Here is an 18548-nt window from a genome sequence, read left to right as displayed (position 1 = left end):
CCGGATTGGATGCATCGACTTTGTGTTTCAGTCAGCACGATCTTTTGACGGCATCGTGATAGGAATTTAACGGCGTCGACCACCGGAATGGAAAGCCCCATGCGAAATCTTGCCCTGTTTGCAGTCTGCCTGCTTGCCCCGCTTGCAACTTTGGCCGCCGCCTACGCAGGCGATGTCGCCGAGCTTGAGATCCTCGGCTTCAGCAGTGATGGCGGGATCTTTGCCTTCGAGGAATACGGCGTCCAGGACGGATCGGGATTTCCCTATGCGGCCCGCTATTATATCGAGACGGCCGACGACAGTTTCCTGAAGGGCTCGCCGATACGTGTCCGGCTCGACGACGAGAATGCCACGGTGGCCGCAGCGCGGCTGCAGGCCCGGCAAAGGGGCGAAGCGATCGTCAGTCAGGCGGAACTCACGGCAAATCGCGGCATCACCGCCGGCTTCAACCCGGTGACCGAGCTTTCTGCCGATCCCTCCGCATGGTGGTCAATCCGCGCCCGATCTTCTCGCCGGTCGACGATCCGCTCGAGTTCCGGCTCGACCAGATCGGTATGAATGACACCGAACGCTGCCAGAGCCAGGGCGAGATCAATGGCTTTCGCCTGCTGCGCATCGAGGCGAAGGATGGCGGCCAGACGAGGATCATTCACGAGGACAAATCGATCCCGCAAAGCAGAGGCTGTCTGAATGGCTACCAGATCGGCGCGGTTCAGACATTTTCGCTGGATAGCCTCAGCGCCTATGCCGTGCTGATCGCGGTGCGCCAATACGGCTTCGAAGGGCCGGACTATCGCTGGATCGCGGTAACCGGTCGCCTGTGACGTTCCCCGCCATGCGCTATCGCGCCCGGCATCGTCTCCGCCGCTCCTTGCCGCCGCTGCGCACGGCATTTGCCGGTGCCTTGTTGTGGGCCATGGCGATGGGCGCCAGCGCGCTGCTCAATCTGCTGTTGTACGATTGGGAGACCCCGGTAAAGATCCGCTTCGTCTCGCTGCTTTATGCTGCCGGCGGCGCGCTGGCCTTCCCGGTTGGGCTGTTTATGGCGCGGCTCGTCTTGCTCGGACGCCACTGGGAAATCGCCGTCGCCGCCGCCTTCGTCTGCCTTCTCGCCGCGACAATTACCTTCACCGGCGGCCTCTTTGGGCTGCAATACCGCTCCTACTACGTCCAATGGCATGCACCCGCGCTCACCATCACCTGGGTTTTCCAGTTCGTGTTCACGATGTTGACGGCACTCTATCAGTTCGTCGTCCTCGGCATCCGGCTGTATTTTCCGCTCGGTTTCGTTGCGCTCGCTGTCGCCAGCGTCTGGTTTGCGCGCCAGCAACGTTGAGCATTTCGCCTGCCTCTGTTAGGACGCGGGCAAATGCTCTCGCAAGTCAGGACCGACTGATGATCCCTCGCTACTCCCGGCCGGAAATGGTGGCCATCTGGTCGCCCGAAACCCGGTTCCGCATCTGGTTCGAGATCGAGGCCTACGCCTGCGACGCATTGGCCGAGCTCGGCGTCATCCCGAAGGAGGCCGCCAAGACCATCTGGGAGAAAGGCGGGGCGGCAAAATTCGATGTCGAAGCCATCGACGAGATCGAGCGGGTCACCAAGCATGACGTCATCGCCTTTCTCACCCATCTCGCCGAATTCGTCGGGCCGGATGCCCGCTTCATCCACCAGGGCATGACATCCTCCGACGTTCTCGACACCTGTTTTGCCGTGCAGCTCACCCGCGCCAGCGACATCCTGCTGGCCGACATTGACGGGCTGCTTGCGGCGCTCAAGCGCCGCGCCTTCGAGCACAAGGACACCATCACCATCGGCCGCAGCCACGGCATCCATGCCGAGCCGACCACCTTCGGCGTCAAGCTGGCGCAGGCCTATGCCGAATTCTCGCGTTGCCGCGAGAGGCTGGTGCATGCACGCGAGGACATCGCCACCTGCGCCATCTCCGGTGCGGTCGGCACCTTCGCCAATATCGACCCTTATGTCGAAGAATACGTGGCCAAGAAACTCGGACTGAAGCCGGAGCCGGTGTCGTCGCAGGTGATCCCGCGCGACCGCCACGCGATGTTCTTCGCCACGCTCGGTGTGATCGCCTCGTCGATCGAGCGGCTGGCGATCGAGGTGCGCCATCTGCAGCGCACCGAGGTACTCGAAGCAGAAGAGTACTTTTCACCTGGCCAGAAGGGTTCGTCGGCGATGCCGCACAAGCGCAACCCGGTGCTGACCGAGAACCTCACCGGCCTTGCCCGCATGGTGCGCTCCTTCGCATTGCCGGCAATGGAGAATGTGGCGCTCTGGCACGAGCGCGACATCTCGCATTCCTCGGTCGAGCGCATGATCGGGCCCGACGCGACGGTGACGCTCGATTTCGCGCTCTCACGCCTGACCAGCGTCGTCGACAAACTGCTCGTCTACCCCGACAACATGCTGAAGAACATGAACAAATTCCGCGGCCTCGTGCATTCGCAGCGCGTGCTGCTGGCGCTGACGCAAGCCGGCGTTTCGCGCGAGGACGCCTACCGGCTGGTGCAGCGCAACGCCATGAAGGTGTGGGAGCAAGGCGCTGATTTTCTTGAGGAACTTCTGGCCGACAAGGACGTTGTCGCAGCCTTGCCCGAGGCCGAGATCCGCGAGAAATTCGACTTGGGCTATCATACCAAGCACGTCGATACGATCTTTAGCCGAGTGTTCGGAGAAGCCTGATGATTTCGTCGGCCGGAGATTTCGATTTCCTTGCCCTGCCCGGGCGCGGCAATTCCGGGCCGGATCATTGGATGTCGCATTGGTGCCGGGTGTTCCCCAATTCGACCCGCGTGCTGCAGGCCGAGTGGGACCGGCCTAAGCCTGAAGACTGGATCGGCCAGTTGGATGCCGCGGTGGCCGCCGCACCGCGGCGCGTCGTGCTGCTTGCGCATTCGCTGGCGGTGGCGACGGCGGTGAAGTGGGCTGCCGGCGCCAGTCAAGGCCAACTCGACAAGGTCGCGGCGGCATTCCTGGTTGCCGCGACCAATGTCGAGGATGCCGATCCCTCATTCGACGCGGTGCGCCCATTCGCGCCGATGCCGCTGAAGCGCCTGCCCTTCCCGACATTGGTGGTGGCGAGCCGCAGCGACCCACGCGTCACCTTCGACAAGGCGACCGCTTTTGCCGCCGCCTGGGGCGCGGATATCGCCGATGCCGGCGATCTTGGCCATATGGGGAACGAGGCCGGCCTCGGCGTATGGCCAGCGGGCCTGCTCATGCTTGGCCGCTTGTTCGAAAAAGCAAACCTCTAACCTACGCCTTACCGGGAACCGTCCTTATCACCGTGCCCCACGGATCCTCGCGGGTGGTCTCGCTTGCGGCATTGTCCGAGCGCATCTCGACCCAGGCCAAGCCGGAGCGGGCGGGATCGCGGCGACCGGCGCCCGCGCTCTGCCACGCATTTGCGCCAATGTGGTGATGATAGCCGCCGGACGACAGGAACACCGCCGCGCCACCGTACTTTGCCACTGTGTCGAAACCGAACTCCTGATGCCACCATGCTTCGGCTTCTTCCGGCCTGCCGACCCGCAAATGGACGTGGCCGATAATGCTGTTTTCCGGCGCGCCCTGCCAGCCGGTGTCGCCGGCCGGCACCTCGGCAACGACCGACGGAATGTTCAGCCGCTCCGTCGCCATCGCTATCTTGTCACCGTTCCATTTCCAGTCCTGCGGACGGCGGTCGGCATAGATCTCGATGCCGTTGCCTTCGGGATCGGTCAAATAGAGCGCCTCGCTGACCAGGTGGTCGGATGCGCCCTCGATGCCGATCTTGTTGGCGATGGCATGGTTGATCCAGCGGCCGAGATCGGCCCGGCTGGGTAGCAGGAAGGCGGTGTGGAAAAGACCGGCGCTGCGCGGGTCATCGGGTTTCGCGGCCGGATCCGCTTCGATGTCGAGCAAAGGGCGATTGACTGCGCCGAGCGTAATGGTGCCGCCGGCGCGGCTCAGTTCCTGCAAACCGACGACTTTGCGATAGTAGGCAGCGAGATTGTCTGCATCGCGCGCCCGCAAGCCGACGCGGGCAACGCTGACCGGGGTCGTCGCGGCAAAAGGCAGTTCGCTCATCAAAGTGCTCCGTTCAGGCGGCGCTCGACAAGCTTCCAACAGAACAATCCGGCGCCATCAATCATTCTACGCCATGTCCGTGCCAAAATCTCGGAACAGCCATTCTTTCCTGGCGACAGATCGTTGATCGCGATCGTTCACACAAGAGCGCAAGAAGCGAACAGGGTGTTCACAATAGCGAGCAGAACCGGGCTCGTGAGCGGCCGTTTGCGTGTCGCTGTTGAGTTCATACCCGGTTGCACCCGACAGCGCCTCTCGCTACATGCGCGCCATGAAAGTCAGGGAAGCAGATATTCTCATCGTGCCGGGCTACACCAATTCCGGCCCCGATCATTGGCAGAGCCGCTGGCAGTCGAAACTATCGACAGCGCGCCGCGTCGAACAGGCGGAATGGTCGAAGCCGGTGCGCGAGGATTGGACGGCCGGTGTCGCCAAGGCGGTTAACGAGGCCGAGCGGCCGGTCGTCATCGTCGCCCATTCGCTTGGCGTCGCGGCGGTCATTCAAGCGTTGCCTCGGTTCGAGAGGCCGGTCGCCGGCGCTTTCTTCGTGGCGCCGCCCGATGTCGCCAATCCAGAGATAAAGCCGAGGCACCTGATGACCTTCGGCCCCTATCCGCGCGACCCGCTGCCGTTTCCGTCGGTGGTGATCGCCAGCCGCAACGACCCGTTCTGCGCCTTCGGCGTCGCCGAGGACATTGCCGGGGCGTGGGGCTCGCTGTTCATCGACGCCGGGGATGCCGGTCATCTCAACGCGGATTCCGGCTTCGGCCCCTGGCCTGAAGGCTCGATGACGTTCGCGAAATTCCTGACGGATCTCTAGAGCGGTTCACCGTTTCACGGAAACGGCGAACCGCTCTATCTCTTTGTTTTGACGCAATTCCGGACGGAAAACCGTTTCACACTTTTCCTGGAATTGCTCTAGGAACCGATCGAATCCCTGACGCTGTTCAGCAGGGTCTTTGCCCCAAGCGAAATCAGCGAATGCTCGGAACCCATCGCCAGCAGCCGGTAACCCATCGACACCACGCGACCGGCGATGGCCGGTTCCATCACATAGATCGCCGCATGCTTGCCGGCTTTGCGGGTGCGCTCGGCGATCGAGGCGACGGTCCCCATCATGCTCTCCAGCGTCGAACTGACGGTGGTGCCCTTCGACCAGGCGATCGAGAAATCCGACGGGCCGAGGAAGATGCCGTCAATGCCCGGCGTATCGAGGATGCCGTCGAGTGCATCAAGCGCGGCGCGCGTTTCGACCATGGCGAACGCCATGGTGCGCTGGTTGCTGTCGCGCAGCCAGTCGGCATAGTCGCCCTTGCCGTGGCGCGGAAAGGCATAGGTCGGGCCCCAGGAGCGCTCGCCGAGCGGCGGGTATTTCATGGCGGCGGCAAACAACTTTGCGTCCGCCGCTGAATTCACCATCGGCGCAATCACCGCCTCGGCGCCGAAGTCGAGCGCGCGGCTGGCCATGTCGAAGCGGCCGACCGGAATGCGCACCAAAGCCGGCTTGTTGGCGGCCAGCACCGGCATAAGTCCGCGCAGCACGCTGTCCTCGTGGTGGCCTCCGTGCTGCATGTCGAGCGTAACCGCGTCGAACCCTTGCCTGGCCAGTATCTCGACCGTCAGGGCATCCGGCACGCCGGACCATGCGGTGAACAGCGTTTCGTCGGCCGCAAGGCGTGACTTCAGGGACATCGGCGGCTTCCTCTTTGGTTACAGCAATTCAGCCGGAAACGGCTGCAAAGGCAAAGAAAAACCGCCCGGCTAGGCCGGGCGGTCGATTGGTCCAGCATTCGATCGGTATCGGTGGAAGGATCAGGTGTTCTTGATCTGCTCGATCGCCTGCGCCATCAATTCATCCATGGTGCGGCGGATCTGATGGTCCGACTGGTCGATGCCGGCCGCATCGAAATCCTTGCGTATCTTGCGGAAAACGTCGTGATCGCCGGCTTCCTCGATGTCGCTGACGACCACTTCCCTGGCATAAGCGTCGGCATCGGCGCCGGACTTGCCGAGCTTTTCGGCAGCCCACAGGCCGAGCGCTCTGTTGCGGCGTGCCGCAGCCTTGAACCGAAGTTCCTCGTCGAATGCGAATTTGCGCTCAAAGCCCTCTTCGCGGTCTTTCATGCTGCTCATGGCATCCCTCCGTGAAATCCGATTCGTTGTGCCAATATGTGTTGCCGGAGCACAAACCAAAAGGGCGCCGGCCGGTCAATATGCTACATTGCTTGCTGCGCTGCGGCATTTCGGTGCCCGAAAGCGGTTGATTGAAAGGATTTGCCGATTGAGCAAACAGTGCGATTGGGATAGACACCGGCATTGAACCCCACCGTCGCCATCTTATTTTAGGCAGACGGACAGGAACTGGTCGCTTGCCGCCTGCCCGCAAATCCAGAGAAAAATCAGATGAAAAATCGCCGCCGCATTTATGAAGGCAAGGCCAAGATCCTTTATGAGGGACCGGAGCCTGGCACGCTGATCCAGTTCTTCAAGGACGACGCTACCGCTTTCAACAAGAAGAAGCATGAAATCGTCGATGGCAAAGGCGTGCTCAACAACCGCATTTCCGAGCACATCTTCAATCATCTCAACCGGATGGGCATTCCGACCCACTTCATCCGCCGGCTCAACATGCGCGAGCAGTTGATCAAGGAAGTCGAGATCATCCCGCTCGAAGTGGTGGTGCGCAACGTCGCCGCCGGCTCGCTGGCCAAGCGCCTGGGCATCGAGGAAGGCACCGTGCTGCCGCGCTCGATCATCGAATTCTATTACAAGGCGGATGCGCTCGACGATCCGATGGTATCGGAAGAGCACATCACCGCCTTCGGCTGGGCGAGCCCACAGGAGATCGACGATGTCATGGCGCTGGCCATTCGCGTCAACGACTTCCTTTCCGGCCTGTTCATGGGCGTCGGCATCCAGCTGGTCGATTTCAAAATCGAATGCGGCCGCCTGTTCGAAGGCGATATGATGCGCATCGTCGTTGCCGATGAGATCTCGCCGGATTCCTGCCGGCTGTGGGACGTGGCGACGCAGGACAAGCTCGACAAGGACCGCTTCCGCCGCGACATGGGCGGGCTGGTCGAGGCTTATCAGGAAGTTGCCCGCCGTCTCGGCATCATGAACGAGAACGAGCCACCGCGTCCGGCCGGGCCGGTGCTCGTCGCATCGACCGACGGTGTCAAAGGTAAGCCGCACTGACGGCTTGCCCGCTCAACAGGTGAACAGGAGCATGTCCAGCGTGATCAAGGCCCGCATTACCGTAACCCTCAAGAACGGCGTGCTAGACCCACAAGGCAAGGCAATCGAGCACGCGCTGTCCGGAATGGGTTTCGGCGGCGTCGGCCAGGTGCGGCAAGGCAAGGTTTTCGACGTCGAATTGGCCGAGAGCGACAGCGCCAAGGCCGAGGCCGATCTGAAAGCCATGTGCGACAAGCTTCTGGCGAATACAGTGATTGAGAATTACGCGGTGGAGATCGCCTGAGGTGAAATCAGCCGTCGTCCTGCTCCCAGGCCTCAATCGCGACCGCGACATGATCGCGGCGCTGACCAAGATTTCCGGCACGCCGCCGGTCACCGTCTGGCAGACCGACACCGAAATTCCCGATGTCGACCTGATCGCCATTCCCGGCGGCTTTTCGTTCGGCGATTATCTGCGCTGCGGCGCCATTGCCGCGCGCATGCCAGTAATGCGGGCTGTGGCCGAAAAGGCGGCCAAGGGCGTCACGGTCATCGGCGTCTGCAACGGCTTCCAAATCCTGGTCGAGGCCGGCTTGCTGCCGGGCGCATTGATGCGCAATACCTCGCTGAAATTCGTCTGCCGTCAGGTGAAGCTGCAGATCGCCAATGCCAACACGATGTTCACCCGCCGCTACCAGCCGGGCCAGATCATCCGGGCGCCGGTGGCGCACCATGACGGCAATTATTTTGCCGATGCCGAAACGCTGGCCCGCCTCGAAGGCGAAGGCCAGGTGGTGTTCCGCTATGCCGAAGGCACCAATCCCAACGGCTCGATCAACGACATTGCCGGCATCGTCAACGGCCGCGGCAACGTGCTCGGCCTGATGCCGCATCCCGAGAACCTGATCGAAGCGGCGCATGGCGGCAGCGACGGCCGGGCGCTGTTCGAAAGCGCGCTGGGCATCGCTGCTTGATGCCTTCAATTTTCCTCCTGGAGCCACGGTCATGAAACTCTATTCGCGGCCGTTGTCGCCCTATTCGTCGATCGTGCGGGCGTTGGCCTACATCAAGAACGTGCCGCTCAAGCTCATTGCACCGCCGCCGGGGTTTCCCATCCCGGAGGCGTTTCGTGCCATCTCGCCGTTGAACCGGATTCCGGTGCTGATCACCGGCTCCGGCGAAACGATCGTCGAATCGGTGGTCATCGCCGAATATCTGGAGGAGCGCTTTCCCGAGCCGGCGCTGCTGCCGAGGGACTCGAAGGACCGGGCGCTGGTGCGCATGTTCGCCCGCATCACCGACCTCGACGTGCTCGCCCCGACGATGAAGCTGTTCGAGCTCCATTTCGTGCCGCAGCGCAACGAGGCGGAGATCAAGGCACAGTTCGCCCGATTGCATCACGGGCTTGCGGCAATCGAGGCCCGCATGGCGCATGGCCCGTTCGCGCTCGGCGACGACATCTCCTTTGCCGATGCGTGGTTGACGCCGACCCGCTTCGTCTTCAACAATTTCAGGACAACGATGGGCCGCCCCGATTTGCTTGACGCCTATCCGAAATTCGATGCCTACGAGCAAATAGCCTTGCAGCATCCGGCGCTGTCGCGCGTCTGGGGTGAGATGACAGACGGTCTGAAGATCTTTCTGTCCGAACTCGAGATGGGCGCCGCTTGAACATGAGACCGACGACCACGCGCCTCGCCGTCGCTACTGCCGCCGGGCTTGTACTCGCCTCCTGCCAGTCAGGCCCGAAGAGCGCGCCGGCGCCGGCGGGCAAGAGTGCGTCACTGCTTGCCATGGAGCAGGTGGCAATAGCTGCCCACAAATGCTGGATCGCCAGCAAGGACCCTGCCTTCAAATCTTACCAGATGGCCAACGAGCTGAATTCGTTCAGCGGCACGCCGCGCTTCCTGCTGGTGCCGGCCAAACATTATGGTGGAAAGCCGTTGCTGGTCGTGCAGGCGCAAGGCAATTCGAGCCGCGTCGACGTGTTCGGCCCATTGATGGCGGAACCGCTCGGCGCCCGCATCGGCTCGGACATTGCCCGCTGGCAGGCGGGCAATCCGGCCTGCGGCGCTGCTGCCTAGCCCAATGGGTCGCGTGCTGCAGATCACCGGTCTGGTTGTCGGCCTGGCCGGGCTCGTCCTGCAGCTCTGCATCACCGTCCCGGCATCAATGGAAGCCGGCCGCGGCTTTGCCGGCTCGCTGGTCTTCTATTTCAGCTTCTTCACCATCCTGACCAACATCGGCGCGGTGCTCGTCCATGCCTCGTTGCTGTCGTCGACGGGTTATGCCTGGTTTCCGGCCTTTTCCGCGCCACGGATGCGGGCGGGCGTAGCCGTCGCCATAACGCTGGTCCTCATCGTTTATGCAACGGTCCTGGCGCAGCTTTGGCAGCCGCAAGGGCTGTTCCTGCTCTGCGATGTGCTCCTGCACTATGTGACGCCGGTGTTGTTCGTGCTGTGGTGGCTTGTGGCAGGCGCCGACGGCTCGACGCGGTGGCGCGACATCTCCTGGTGGATGATCTATCCGATCGCCTATCTGGCCTACGCGCTGCTGCGGGCGCCGATTGCCGGTGAAGTGCCCTACCCGTTCCTCGATCTCGCCAAGAACGGCGCGACCAGCGTCGCCGTCTCGGCTCTGGCCATCACCGGGCTCTTTCTGATGCTGTGCATCGTGGCGGTGCTTGTGGACCACGGTGTCACGCGGATCAGGGCGGCGGGCGTTCATCCGCGATGATGCTCTCCCGCCGCGGCAGCCTTTAGCGTCTTGGCACGGTTCGCGCGGCGCCTGCACGGATCGCCGCAGCAGCTTCGCCAGCGATCCGTGACATGAACTTGCGCGTGAATTGGCCGAGCGGCTTGGTATCTTCGAGCGCCCAGCTCGTCGCGAGATCATCGGTGTTGAATTCGTCGACGATAACCCAGGCTGGGGTAAAGAGGGTGGCGCGGCGGGCCTCGGTCTCAGGAATCTCAACATGGTGCGCGCCAGGTCGTGGCGGCTGGCTCGTGATTGGAAAGAGCAGGGCCTGCTTGCGGCCATTCTTGCCGGCAACGATCAGCATAACGCAAGTCGGCCGCGCCTTGCGTCCGCTTTCCTCGCCCCGGTCATATTCCCTTGCCCACAAATAGGAATAGAGAATGATCTGTCCGTGGCCGGGTTCAGTCATCCCGAACATCATCTCGCGCGACTGCGTCGAGGCCGGTTAGAAGCCTGTCGCGTTCCTCGGCCGACAGATCCTCGACGCGGTGTGCCCGTTGCGCGCTGCGACTGGTGATGCGGTCGAACTGCTCTGCCGTCAGGAGAACGAACTTGCGCTTGCCGCGCTTGGTGATGTCAACAGGGCCGCGGAACGCGGCCTCAACAACCTCGCCGGATTTGTTGCCGAGATCTGTGAGGGTGAAACTTGCCACGGTCATCTCCTTCGTTATCCCCAAAATAAGGGAATTAGCTGTTTTCAGCAATACCGCTATTCACTGGAGACGTCGCGAGCGAATGCTGTGAGGGCACGAAGGAGGATGGTATCTCAGTGATGAAGAAGATCTCGTTGGTTCCGATGTCGATATTGACGCTCTCGTCTAACCGCCGATATGCCACGCGACGTTCGAGACGGAGCATCCGGCTGCTCTCAGTCCCAAAACGCCCTCAGCCCCTCACGATGGGCATCGCAACGCGAGATACCGATGTCCTTGAGCTGGTCGTCAGTCATCTCGAGCAGGACCAGCCGGCTGCGCCGGCGATCCATTAACCCGTCGATCCACCTCGCGAAGGATCTGAGCGTACGCACCAGCCGACTGACATAGGTTGGCCTGCCCGGCGGGCGCGCCACCTGCACCTGCAATTCAACTGCCGCGTAGCGGATTGTCTCTATTGTACCCATTTTCTTTCTGCCAAGATTGCAATTGTGCCCTTTTGTACAGCCCGCTTCATATGTATTGACTCTCATTTCGGTGCAATGTAAAAAATTGTCACCATGACAACTTGGCTTCCAGACCTTACAGCCGGCACTGGCCCGCTCTATCAGCGGCTTGCCGATTCCATCGAGACGGACATCGACCGCGGCCTGATCGGTGCAGGGGCAAAGCTGCCGCCGCAGCGCGATCTGGCATACGACATCGGCACGACTGTCGGCACGGTCGGCAGGGCCTATCAATTGCTGCGCGAGCGGGGATTGGTCAGCGGCGAGGTCGGCCGCGGAACCTATGTTATCGCTCAACAGTCGGAGAGCGCAAAGCCGGATTTCCTGGGGCCGGTCGAACAAGGCACGCGCTATATGGATGCGCCCGGCGACAAACTGCGCTTCGATAGCACGGCCGCACCGGATGTCGGCCAGGGTGCCATCGTCGCTGACGTGTTGACACGCACGGCGCAAGACCATCCGCATGAGATTTCAAGCTATACTCGTGATTTCCCGGACCGCTGGTTCGAAGCGGGCAGGCGCTGGCTGTCGCGAAATTCCTATCGCCCGGCGGCGGATGCAATCGTTCCCACGCTCGGCACCCACGCCGCAGTGATGGCAACCATTGCGGGGCTCACCGCCCCCGGCGACTATGTCGTCTTCGAGCACCTCACCTATTCGCAGATCTCGCGCAGTGCCGGCCTGATCGGTCGCCGGACCGCACTGGTGGCGACTGACGACGAGGGCATCGATCCCCAGGATTTCGAGCGCGTCTGCGCACAAAAGCACCCGAAGATGATGTTTTTGATGCCGACGGCCAAGAACCCGACGCTGACAACGCTGTCGGCATCGCGCCGCGAGGCAATCGCGCATGTCGCCCGTCAATATAACGTCGTCCTGATCGAGGACGATCTCTATGGCGGACTGACCGATGACCCAACGCCTTTAATGGCCGAATATGCTCCCGAACGGACCATCGTTGCCGGCGGCCTGTCGAAATCGGTTGCGGCGGGTGTTCGCGGCGGCTGGCTCGCTTGCCCGCCGGCCTATCGTCACCGCATCCGGGTTGCCCACAAGATGATGACGGGCGGCCTGCCCTTTCTGCTGGCGGAGGTGGGCAGCCGGCTGGTGCTGTCCGGTCAGGCCGCTGAGATGCGCAAACGCAGCATTGCCGAGATCGGTGCACGCATCGCGATCGTACGCGAGACACTCGACGGCTTCGAGTTCAAGGCGCTGGATAATGTGCCGTTCGTCTGGCTCACCTTGCCCGACCCATGGCTTTCCGGCACTTTCAAGCAGGCTTGCCTCGAACATGGCGTGCTCATCGACGACGAGGACGAGTTCAAGGCGGGACGTTCCGAACAGGCTTTTCACGGCGTGCGGTTTGGCATCTCGCAGCCGCGACAGCGGGACGATATTGCGCACGGCGTCGCAGTGATCCGGCGGCTTCTGGACGAAGGCCGCGCCGGCTACGACAGCTTTTCCTGAACCGGCTTGAAACCGGCGGGTCGAGTGGCGATCTCTCGCTACTTGCGGCCAGTTGTTGCTTTCCGTCGTTTTAGTCATCCGACGGGGTGTATCGGCTGCAAAGCTTGCGATAAGACGGGACTCGATCCCAAGGACATAAATTGCCGATCATGACCATTTCCAATTCCGTGCCGATCACTCCGGAACTCATTGCCGCGCACGGGCTGAAGCCCGACGAGTACCAGCGCATCCTCGACCTCGTCGGGCGCGAACCGAGCTTTACCGAACTCGGTATTTTTTCGGCGATGTGGAACGAGCATTGTTCCTACAAATCCTCGAAGAAGTGGCTGCGCACGCTGCCGACCACCGGGCCGCAAGTCATCCAGGGCCCGGGCGAGAATGCCGGCGTGGTCGATATCGGCGACGGCGACTGCGTCGTCTTCAAGATGGAGAGCCACAACCACCCCTCCTACATCGAGCCCTATCAGGGTGCCGCGACCGGCGTCGGCGGCATCCTGCGCGATGTCTTCACCATGGGCGCGCGACCGATCGCGGCGATGAACGCGCTGCGCTTCGGCGCGCCGGACCACCCCAAAACCAGGCATCTGGTTGCCGGCGTCGTTTCCGGCGTCGGCGGCTACGGCAATTCCTTCGGCGTGCCGACGGTCGGCGGCGAGGTCAATTTCGACGCCCGCTACAACGGCAATATCCTGGTCAATGCGTTTGCCGCGGGCCTCGCGAAGACGGACGCAATCTTTCTGTCCGAGGCCAAGGGCGTCGGCCTGCCGGTCGTCTATCTCGGCGCCAAGACCGGGCGCGACGGCGTCGGCGGCGCCACCATGGCCTCGGCAGAGTTCGACGACAAGATCGACGAGAAGCGGCCCACGGTCCAGGTTGGCGATCCCTTCACCGAAAAATGCCTGCTCGAAGCCTGCCTCGAACTGATGGCGTCCGGCGCCGTTATCGCCATCCAGGACATGGGTGCCGCTGGCCTCACCTGCTCGGCGGTCGAGATGGGCGCCAAGGGCGACCTCGGCATCGAGCTCGACCTCGACAAGGTGCCGGTGCGCGAAGAGCGCATGAGCGCCTATGAGATGATGCTGTCGGAGAGCCAGGAGCGCATGCTGATGGTGCTGCGCCCCGAAAAGGAAAAACAGGCCGAGGCGATCTTCCACAAATGGGGCCTCGACTTTGCCATCGTCGGCAAGACCACCGACGATCTGCGCTTTCGCGTGCTGCATCAGGGCGACGAGGTTGCCAATCTGCCGATCAAGGATCTCGGCGACCAGGCGCCGGAATATGACCGTCCCTGGGTCGAGCCGAAGAAGCCGGCGCCGCTGGCCGGCGATGCACCGCGAACCGATGTGGCCGACGCACTGCTCAAGCTGCTGGGCGGACCGGACCTTTCCTCGCGCCGCTGGGTGTGGGAGCAGTACGACACGCTGATCCAGGGCAATTCCCTGCAGCTTCCCGGCGGCGACGCCGGTGTCGTGCGCGTCGACGGTCATTCGACCAAGGCGCTCGCCTTCTCCTCCGACGTGACGCCGCGCTATTGCGAGGCCGACCCTTACGAGGGCGGCAAGCAGGCGGTTGCCGAATGCTGGCGCAATCTTACCGCCACCGGCGCTCTGCCGCTCGCGGCCACCGACAATCTCAATTTCGGCAATCCGGAACGGCCCGAGATCATGGGCCAGCTGGTTGGTGCTGTGAAAGGCATCGGCGATGCCTGCCGGGCGCTTGGCTTTCCGATCGTCTCCGGCAACGTCTCCCTCTATAATGAGACCAACGGACAGGGCATCCTGCCGACACCAACCATCGGCGGCGTCGGTCTGATTGCCGACTGGTCGAAAATGGTGCGCATCGGCTTTGCCGCCGAAGACCAGATGATCGTGCTGGTCGGCGCGCCGACGATATGGGGCTCGCATCTTGGCCAGTCGGTCTATATGCGCGACATCTTTGGCCGCGCCGACGGCCCGCCGCCGCCGGTCGATCTCGGCCACGAGAAGCGGGTCGGCGACCATGTGCGGGCACTGATCGCCTCCGGTGTTGTTACCGCGGCGCATGACGTTTCCGATGGCGGCATCGCGGTGGCGCTGGCCGAGATGGCGATGGCCTCCGGCATCGGCGCGACCATTCCCGGCCTGATCGGTGCAGATCCGATCCCGATCTGGTTCGGCGAGGACCAGGGCCGTTATCTGCTGACGCTGTCGATCGACCCGCAGAGCGAGCAATGGGACGCCATTCGCGAACAGCAAAACAAGCTCGGCGTTTTTGCGCCGTGGATCGGCTCGACCGGCGGCAGCGAACTGAAGCTGGGCGAGGCGCGTGCGATACCGGTCAGCGAATTGACCGCCGCCCACGAATCCTGGTTCCCTCGCTTCATGGCAAATGAGGTCGTGGACCCGTGATGTGATCGAGTGGGCCCCTTTCCCTGTGGTTCATCCGCCATTTCGACCATATCTATGAGATCACGACCTGAACAAGGAATCCTCACATGGCAATGGACGCCCACGACATCGAACGGCTGATCAAGGAAGGCATTCCGGACGCCAAGGTGACGATTCGCGACCTGGCCGGCGACGGCGACCATTATGCGGCTGAGGTTGTGGCCGAAAGCTTTCGCGGCAAAAGCCGCGTCCAGCAGCACCAGATGGTCTATGACGCGCTGAAGGGCAACATGGGCGGCGTACTGCACGCGCTTGCCCTGCAGACCAGCGTGCCGGACTGAGCTCTCTTGCAGTTACCGGCTCGCAAGCTTCTTACCGGTCACGGCAATGATCGGCCCCGCCGGATACTTTCCACCCACAATCATCCGCTCGCCGTTCGACAGCGCCGAAACGACCCCGTCGAAGAAAAGCGCGTTGGGACAATCGAGCGCATCCCGGAATAGCCGTGCGAAGCTGCCGAGGCTGACTTCAGAGCGTGAGATCGCCAGCACGACCGTATTTTCGTCACGCACGCCGACGCCATTGCGGATATAGCGTGATGTGCCGTTCTGCTCGAAGCGGGGATGAAGCCGGCCGTCTATCACCAGCATCGGGCCGGATTGCGTGGCAAACATCACGTCCAGTCTGGTCGCAGCATAGGCGCTTGTCTCCATGACCGCCGCCTTGCCGTCCTTGCGGACCAGGAATACGCCATTCGGTTTCAGGAAGAAATTGCCTCCGCTGCCGGCGACGTTGATCGGCGCCTTCTACCGGCCGTCTTCGACGAGAAGGCCGACTGGGGTCAGGTCTTGGTGATACATGCCGGCGTTCATGGCGAGCAGCACCGTCCGGCCCTGATCCGCCATCGCCTTGTCGAATTTGTCCAGTGAACCGAAAGCCTTGCCGTCGGGGCCTGTGTGGAACACACCGACGTCATAGCGGCGCAGATCGATTTCGCAGACGACATAGGCGACCGCCTCGAAGCTCGTATCGCGGCACGGCGCCGGTAATTCACCGCCGACGACGAGAGATGGCTGTCTCGGCGACCTGGCCCACCAGATCAAGGACAGTGCGGCGAACAGAACGGCGAGGAGGAACCCGGCGAGATATCGTCTTTTCATCGCGCCTCGGGAAAGATGGTGGCCAACGCTCTTGGCCCAAGATCAGACGTTCCTTTGCGCCATTTGCGTGGCAAGGCGGCAAACATCTTGTTTCGCGCAACCCATGGGTTTATTTGAAGGGTAATGTTCGAGCCTGACTCCCACAGGCATGAAAGGGTATTCCATGAGCGGCATCAACGACTACATCGACAATGAAGTGAAGGGCAACGACGTCGTTCTCTTCATGAAGGGCACGCCCGGCTTCCCGCAATGCGGATTTTCCGGCCAGGTCGTGCAGATCCTCGACTATATCGGCGCCGACTATAAGGGCGTCGACGTGCTGACGTCGGCCGAACTGCGGCAAGGCATCAAGGATTATTCCAACTGGCCGACCATCCCGCAGCTCTACGTCAAGGGCGAGTTCGTCGGCGGCTGCGACATCATCCGCGAGATGTTCCAGGCGGGCGAATTGCAGACCTTCCTCGTCGAAAAGGGCGTCAGCGTCAAAGGCGCCGCCTGACTTCTGTTTCTGCGTATGACCTTCCGCCTGCGATTTTCGGGGGTCATGCGCTAAGCGCCGGGGCAGCCCCCACCTTGGCAAAAAAGTTCTGCCCGCTACCGGGCAATCAACGAATGGATGCGTCGGCCAGCCGGCGCATTTTCGTTTGAGGATCGGACTGGCCGTGGATCAGCAAGCACAAGCGCAGCAAAAGGCAAGCACCTTGCCTATTCCGCGCTGGGAATTCATTGCGCTGTGCGCGGCGCTGATGGCGCTCAATTCGCTGGCCATCGACATTATTTTGCCGGCGCTGCAGCAGATCGGCGCTTCGCTTGGCATCGAAAATGAAAACCACCGGCAATATGTGGTCACCGCCTATATCCTTGGCTTTGGCGGCGGACAGCTGTTCTTCGGGCCGATCTCGGACCGCTTCGGGCGCCGCGCGCCGCTTGTCGCAGGGCTGGTGATCTACGTCCTGGCGGCCGGCGCTGCGGCAATCGCCCCGTCATTCACCACGCTTCTGCTATGCCGGGCCGTGCAAGGCATCGGCGCGGCGGCGACGCGCGTCATTGCCGTCTCGATCGTGCGCGATACGTTCGACGGAAGGCGCATGGCCGAAGTCATGTCCTTGATCTTCATGGTGTTCATGGCCATTCCGGTGGTGGCGCCCGGTATCGGCCAGTTCATCATGCTGTTTGCGACCTGGCATGTGATCTTCGTCACCATGGCAGCCGGCGCGCTGATCGTGTCCGCCTGGTCGCTGCTGCGCCTGCCCGAGACACTACACCCCGAATATCGCCGGCCGCTGACGCTGTCCTCCATCATCGGTGGCTTCCGCATCGTTCTCACCAACCGCATCGCGCTCTGTTATGCCTTCGCCAGCACCTTCATCTTCGGCGCCATGTTCGGCTTCATCGCCTCGGCCCAGCAGATCTATGTCAGCGTGTTCAATGTCGGCGAGATGTTCCCGGTCATCTTCGCGGGGGTTGCCGGCGTGCTTGCTTTTTCGAACTACCTCAACTCGCGCCTCGTCGGCCGCATCGGCATGCGCCGTCTGTCGCAAAGCGCGCTGCTGCTGTTTCTGGCCATCAGCCTTGCCTGGCTGGTCGTTTCCATCGAAATGAAGATGCCGCTCTGGCTCTTCATTACCTTCTTTGCCTGCGCCATGGTCCCCTTCGGCGCGCTGGGCGCGAACTTCAACGCGCTCGCCATGGAGCCACTGGGGCACCTGGCCGGCACTGCGTCGTCGATCCTCGGGTTCATGCAGACATTTCTTGGTGGCATTCTCGGCACGCTGATCGGCCAAGCCTTCAACGGCACGGTGACGCCGCTGGCCGCCGGGTTCTGCAGCGTGTCGGTGGCGGCGCTGCTGATGATCCTGCTGGCCGAGCGCGGCAGACTGTTCCAGCCGCATAACCCGCCGGTTTAATGCCCATTGCGCGTGCGCCTAGGATGCACCCTCACTGACCGCGGTGAAGCGAGGGAACAGCGTACGTCCTGCGATTGCTCCACCCATACTGTCCGAAACGGGCAGTGGAAGAGCCTTGTCGAGCGCCTCGAGGACGGAAGCCACGAAGGCCCGGTTGAGCGGACCATCGTCCCCTAGATGTGAGTAGGTGACGCGCGGCTTGCCGATAAGCGTGCCGTTTCGGCGAATTGAGAACTGCAGCGTCAGGGTCATGCCCGCGCTTCCGCGCGGCGGCTTCCAACAGGCGAAGATCGCGGAGAACATCTCGTCTATGGTGTCGACGGAGTCGGGACTGCGACATGCGCGTTCCCCAGCTCTTGCTTCATTGACACCGGCAACCAAGGCAAGGGCAAAGGCCGTTGCAACAATTGCGGACCGAGGTTTCATTCGAGATCTCCGGTTTCGCACAAGATTGGACAACTTTGGC

The 18548-nt window shown here is 62.3% G+C and carries 24 protein-coding genes and 1 pseudogene; 16 read left to right on the top strand and 9 right to left on the bottom strand.

The features are described from left to right. The first annotated feature begins 99 nt into the window (after positions 1–99). From NKJ73_RS20330 to NKJ73_RS20315, 4 genes and pseudogenes are all read left to right on the top strand, one after another. Positions 100–824, top strand: a pseudogene (locus NKJ73_RS20330) (DUF2259 domain-containing protein). A gap of 11 nt (positions 825–835) precedes the next feature. Continuing rightward, on the top strand, positions 836–1336 hold the full coding sequence (locus tag NKJ73_RS20325) for a hypothetical protein (protein WP_352570854.1): 501 nt from the start codon (positions 836–838) through the stop codon (positions 1334–1336). A 59-nt stretch (positions 1337–1395) separates the two neighbouring features. Continuing rightward, positions 1396–2703 (top strand): adenylosuccinate lyase, encoded by a 1308-nt coding sequence (gene purB / locus NKJ73_RS20320; protein ID WP_352570853.1) that lies wholly within the window; start codon positions 1396–1398, stop codon positions 2701–2703. Then, the gene (locus tag NKJ73_RS20315; RefSeq protein ID WP_023674730.1) at positions 2703–3275 is read left to right on the top strand and encodes an RBBP9/YdeN family alpha/beta hydrolase; all 573 of its coding nucleotides are present in this window, start codon (positions 2703–2705) and stop codon (positions 3273–3275) included. The genes purB and NKJ73_RS20315 overlap by 1 nt, the downstream gene beginning before the upstream one ends. A 1-nt stretch (position 3276) precedes the next feature. Here the strand turns inward: NKJ73_RS20315 and NKJ73_RS20310 are convergent, their stop codons facing one another. Then, a complete protein-coding gene (locus NKJ73_RS20310; protein WP_023674729.1) occupies positions 3277–4089 on the bottom strand; it encodes a VOC family protein in 813 nt (270 codons plus the stop codon). Positions 4090–4360: 271 nt separating this feature from the next. On the opposite strand from NKJ73_RS20310, the gene NKJ73_RS20305 reads away from it, so the two are divergent. Continuing rightward, complete coding sequence (locus tag NKJ73_RS20305; protein WP_023674728.1) at positions 4361–4909, top strand: RBBP9/YdeN family alpha/beta hydrolase; 549 nt, start codon at positions 4361–4363, stop codon at positions 4907–4909. Between the two features lie 98 nt (positions 4910–5007). Here the strand turns inward: NKJ73_RS20305 and NKJ73_RS20300 are convergent, their stop codons facing one another. Further along, positions 5008–5781 (bottom strand): HpcH/HpaI aldolase family protein, encoded by a 774-nt coding sequence (locus tag NKJ73_RS20300; protein ID WP_352570852.1) that lies wholly within the window; start codon positions 5779–5781, stop codon positions 5008–5010. Positions 5782–5901: 120 nt separating this feature from the next. Next, complete coding sequence (locus NKJ73_RS20295; protein ID WP_023674726.1) at positions 5902–6222, bottom strand: DUF1476 domain-containing protein; 321 nt, start codon at positions 6220–6222, stop codon at positions 5902–5904. A 270-nt stretch (positions 6223–6492) separates the two neighbouring features. On the opposite strand from NKJ73_RS20295, the gene purC reads away from it, so the two are divergent. The 6 genes from purC to NKJ73_RS20265 are packed head-to-tail and all read left to right on the top strand — an operon-like array spanning position 6493 to position 10002. Continuing rightward, positions 6493–7287, top strand: coding sequence for a phosphoribosylaminoimidazolesuccinocarboxamide synthase (gene purC, locus NKJ73_RS20290; RefSeq protein ID WP_023674725.1), 795 nt, complete (start codon positions 6493–6495; stop codon positions 7285–7287). Between the two features lie 40 nt (positions 7288–7327). Next, entirely contained in the window at positions 7328–7570 is a 243-nt protein-coding gene (gene purS / locus NKJ73_RS20285; RefSeq protein ID WP_023674724.1) for a phosphoribosylformylglycinamidine synthase subunit PurS, read from the top strand. 1 nt (position 7571) lies between these two features. Next, a complete protein-coding gene (purQ, locus tag NKJ73_RS20280) occupies positions 7572–8240 on the top strand; it encodes a phosphoribosylformylglycinamidine synthase subunit PurQ (RefSeq protein WP_023674723.1) in 669 nt (222 codons plus the stop codon). A 31-nt stretch (positions 8241–8271) separates the two neighbouring features. After that, positions 8272–8937 carry a glutathione S-transferase family protein gene (locus NKJ73_RS20275; RefSeq protein WP_352457780.1) on the top strand — a complete coding sequence of 222 codons (666 nt, stop codon included), beginning with the start codon at positions 8272–8274 and terminating at the stop codon, positions 8935–8937. A gap of 2 nt (positions 8938–8939) precedes the next feature. Continuing rightward, on the top strand, positions 8940–9350 hold the full coding sequence (locus NKJ73_RS20270; RefSeq protein ID WP_352457781.1) for a hypothetical protein: 411 nt from the start codon (positions 8940–8942) through the stop codon (positions 9348–9350). A gap of 4 nt (positions 9351–9354) precedes the next feature. After that, positions 9355–10002 carry a Pr6Pr family membrane protein gene (locus NKJ73_RS20265; protein WP_352457782.1) on the top strand — a complete coding sequence of 216 codons (648 nt, stop codon included), beginning with the start codon at positions 9355–9357 and terminating at the stop codon, positions 10000–10002. A 22-nt stretch (positions 10003–10024) separates the two neighbouring features. On the opposite strand, the gene NKJ73_RS20260 is transcribed toward NKJ73_RS20265, so the two are convergent. From NKJ73_RS20260 to NKJ73_RS20250, 3 genes are all read right to left on the bottom strand, one after another. Continuing rightward, a complete protein-coding gene (locus NKJ73_RS20260; RefSeq protein ID WP_352457783.1) occupies positions 10025–10327 on the bottom strand; it encodes a hypothetical protein in 303 nt (100 codons plus the stop codon). Between the two features lie 97 nt (positions 10328–10424). After that, positions 10425–10727 carry a type II toxin-antitoxin system prevent-host-death family antitoxin gene (locus tag NKJ73_RS20255; RefSeq protein WP_352570851.1) on the bottom strand — a complete coding sequence of 101 codons (303 nt, stop codon included), beginning with the start codon at positions 10725–10727 and terminating at the stop codon, positions 10425–10427. Between the two features lie 164 nt (positions 10728–10891). After that, positions 10892–11143, bottom strand: a complete 252-nt coding sequence (locus tag NKJ73_RS20250) for a DUF1127 domain-containing protein (protein WP_023674717.1) — start codon at positions 11141–11143, stop codon at positions 10892–10894. Between the two features lie 93 nt (positions 11144–11236). Here NKJ73_RS20250 and NKJ73_RS20245 point away from each other — a divergent pair, with 93 nt between their 5' ends. The 3 genes from NKJ73_RS20245 (at position 11237) to NKJ73_RS20235 (ending at position 15356) form a co-directional block, all read left to right on the top strand. Continuing rightward, a complete protein-coding gene (locus NKJ73_RS20245; protein WP_352457784.1) occupies positions 11237–12649 on the top strand; it encodes an aminotransferase-like domain-containing protein in 1413 nt (470 codons plus the stop codon). 149 nt (positions 12650–12798) lie between these two features. Continuing rightward, positions 12799–15036 (top strand): phosphoribosylformylglycinamidine synthase subunit PurL, encoded by a 2238-nt coding sequence (purL, locus tag NKJ73_RS20240; protein WP_352570935.1) that lies wholly within the window; start codon positions 12799–12801, stop codon positions 15034–15036. A gap of 86 nt (positions 15037–15122) precedes the next feature. Then, positions 15123–15356: a BolA/IbaG family iron-sulfur metabolism protein gene (locus NKJ73_RS20235; protein WP_023674714.1), complete on the top strand. Its 234-nt coding sequence runs from the start codon at positions 15123–15125 to the stop codon at positions 15354–15356. A gap of 12 nt (positions 15357–15368) precedes the next feature. Here the strand turns inward: NKJ73_RS20235 and NKJ73_RS20230 are convergent, their stop codons facing one another. Both NKJ73_RS20230 and NKJ73_RS20225 read right to left on the bottom strand, forming a co-directional pair. Further along, the gene (locus tag NKJ73_RS20230) at positions 15369–15728 is read right to left on the bottom strand and encodes a phosphodiester glycosidase family protein (protein ID WP_502896715.1); all 360 of its coding nucleotides are present in this window, start codon (positions 15726–15728) and stop codon (positions 15369–15371) included. Between the two features lie 93 nt (positions 15729–15821). Next, on the bottom strand, positions 15822–16175 hold the full coding sequence (locus tag NKJ73_RS20225; RefSeq protein WP_352457785.1) for a hypothetical protein: 354 nt from the start codon (positions 16173–16175) through the stop codon (positions 15822–15824). 163 nt (positions 16176–16338) lie between these two features. Between NKJ73_RS20225 and grxD the strand changes: the two genes are divergently transcribed. Continuing rightward, positions 16339–16674 carry a Grx4 family monothiol glutaredoxin gene (gene grxD / locus NKJ73_RS20220; RefSeq protein ID WP_023674712.1) on the top strand — a complete coding sequence of 112 codons (336 nt, stop codon included), beginning with the start codon at positions 16339–16341 and terminating at the stop codon, positions 16672–16674. A 208-nt stretch (positions 16675–16882) separates the two neighbouring features. Further along, positions 16883–18082, top strand: a complete 1200-nt coding sequence (locus tag NKJ73_RS20215; RefSeq protein WP_502896716.1) for a multidrug effflux MFS transporter — start codon at positions 16883–16885, stop codon at positions 18080–18082. A gap of 18 nt (positions 18083–18100) precedes the next feature. On the opposite strand, the gene NKJ73_RS20210 is transcribed toward NKJ73_RS20215, so the two are convergent. Then, a complete protein-coding gene (locus tag NKJ73_RS20210) occupies positions 18101–18508 on the bottom strand; it encodes a UCP034077 family protein (protein ID WP_352457787.1) in 408 nt (135 codons plus the stop codon). Between the last annotated feature and the right edge of the window lie 40 nt (positions 18509–18548).

The sequence above is a fragment of the Mesorhizobium sp. M0074 genome (assembly GCF_040322975.1).
Lineage (GTDB): Bacteria > Pseudomonadota > Alphaproteobacteria > Rhizobiales > Rhizobiaceae > Mesorhizobium.
This window is presented reverse-complemented; position numbering and strand designations above follow the sequence as displayed.

Coding starts and splice junctions, on each gene's coding strand:
- NKJ73_RS20325 (WP_352570854.1), top strand. CDS start 836: ATGCGCTATCGCGCCCGGCATCGTCTCCGCCGCTCCTTGCCGCCGCTG.
- purB (WP_352570853.1), top strand. CDS start 1,396: ATGATCCCTCGCTACTCCCGGCCGGAAATGGTGGCCATCTGGTCGCCC.
- NKJ73_RS20315 (WP_023674730.1), top strand. CDS start 2,703: ATGATTTCGTCGGCCGGAGATTTCGATTTCCTTGCCCTGCCCGGGCGC.
- NKJ73_RS20310 (WP_023674729.1), bottom strand. CDS start 4,089: ATGAGCGAACTGCCTTTTGCCGCGACGACCCCGGTCAGCGTTGCCCGC.
- NKJ73_RS20305 (WP_023674728.1), top strand. CDS start 4,361: ATGAAAGTCAGGGAAGCAGATATTCTCATCGTGCCGGGCTACACCAAT.
- NKJ73_RS20300 (WP_352570852.1), bottom strand. CDS start 5,781: ATGTCCCTGAAGTCACGCCTTGCGGCCGACGAAACGCTGTTCACCGCA.
- NKJ73_RS20295 (WP_023674726.1), bottom strand. CDS start 6,222: ATGAGCAGCATGAAAGACCGCGAAGAGGGCTTTGAGCGCAAATTCGCA.
- purC (WP_023674725.1), top strand. CDS start 6,493: ATGAAAAATCGCCGCCGCATTTATGAAGGCAAGGCCAAGATCCTTTAT.
- NKJ73_RS20275 (WP_352457780.1), top strand. CDS start 8,272: ATGAAACTCTATTCGCGGCCGTTGTCGCCCTATTCGTCGATCGTGCGG.
- NKJ73_RS20270 (WP_352457781.1), top strand. CDS start 8,940: ATGAGACCGACGACCACGCGCCTCGCCGTCGCTACTGCCGCCGGGCTT.
- NKJ73_RS20265 (WP_352457782.1), top strand. CDS start 9,355: ATGGGTCGCGTGCTGCAGATCACCGGTCTGGTTGTCGGCCTGGCCGGG.
- NKJ73_RS20260 (WP_352457783.1), bottom strand. CDS start 10,327: ATGCTGATCGTTGCCGGCAAGAATGGCCGCAAGCAGGCCCTGCTCTTT.
- NKJ73_RS20250 (WP_023674717.1), bottom strand. CDS start 11,143: ATGGGTACAATAGAGACAATCCGCTACGCGGCAGTTGAATTGCAGGTG.
- NKJ73_RS20245 (WP_352457784.1), top strand. CDS start 11,237: ATGACAACTTGGCTTCCAGACCTTACAGCCGGCACTGGCCCGCTCTAT.
- purL (WP_352570935.1), top strand. CDS start 12,799: ATGACCATTTCCAATTCCGTGCCGATCACTCCGGAACTCATTGCCGCG.
- NKJ73_RS20235 (WP_023674714.1), top strand. CDS start 15,123: ATGGCAATGGACGCCCACGACATCGAACGGCTGATCAAGGAAGGCATT.
- NKJ73_RS20230 (WP_502896715.1), bottom strand. CDS start 15,728: ATGGAGACAAGCGCCTATGCTGCGACCAGACTGGACGTGATGTTTGCC.
- NKJ73_RS20225 (WP_352457785.1), bottom strand. CDS start 16,175: ATGAAAAGACGATATCTCGCCGGGTTCCTCCTCGCCGTTCTGTTCGCC.
- grxD (WP_023674712.1), top strand. CDS start 16,339: ATGAGCGGCATCAACGACTACATCGACAATGAAGTGAAGGGCAACGAC.
- NKJ73_RS20210 (WP_352457787.1), bottom strand. CDS start 18,508: ATGAAACCTCGGTCCGCAATTGTTGCAACGGCCTTTGCCCTTGCCTTG.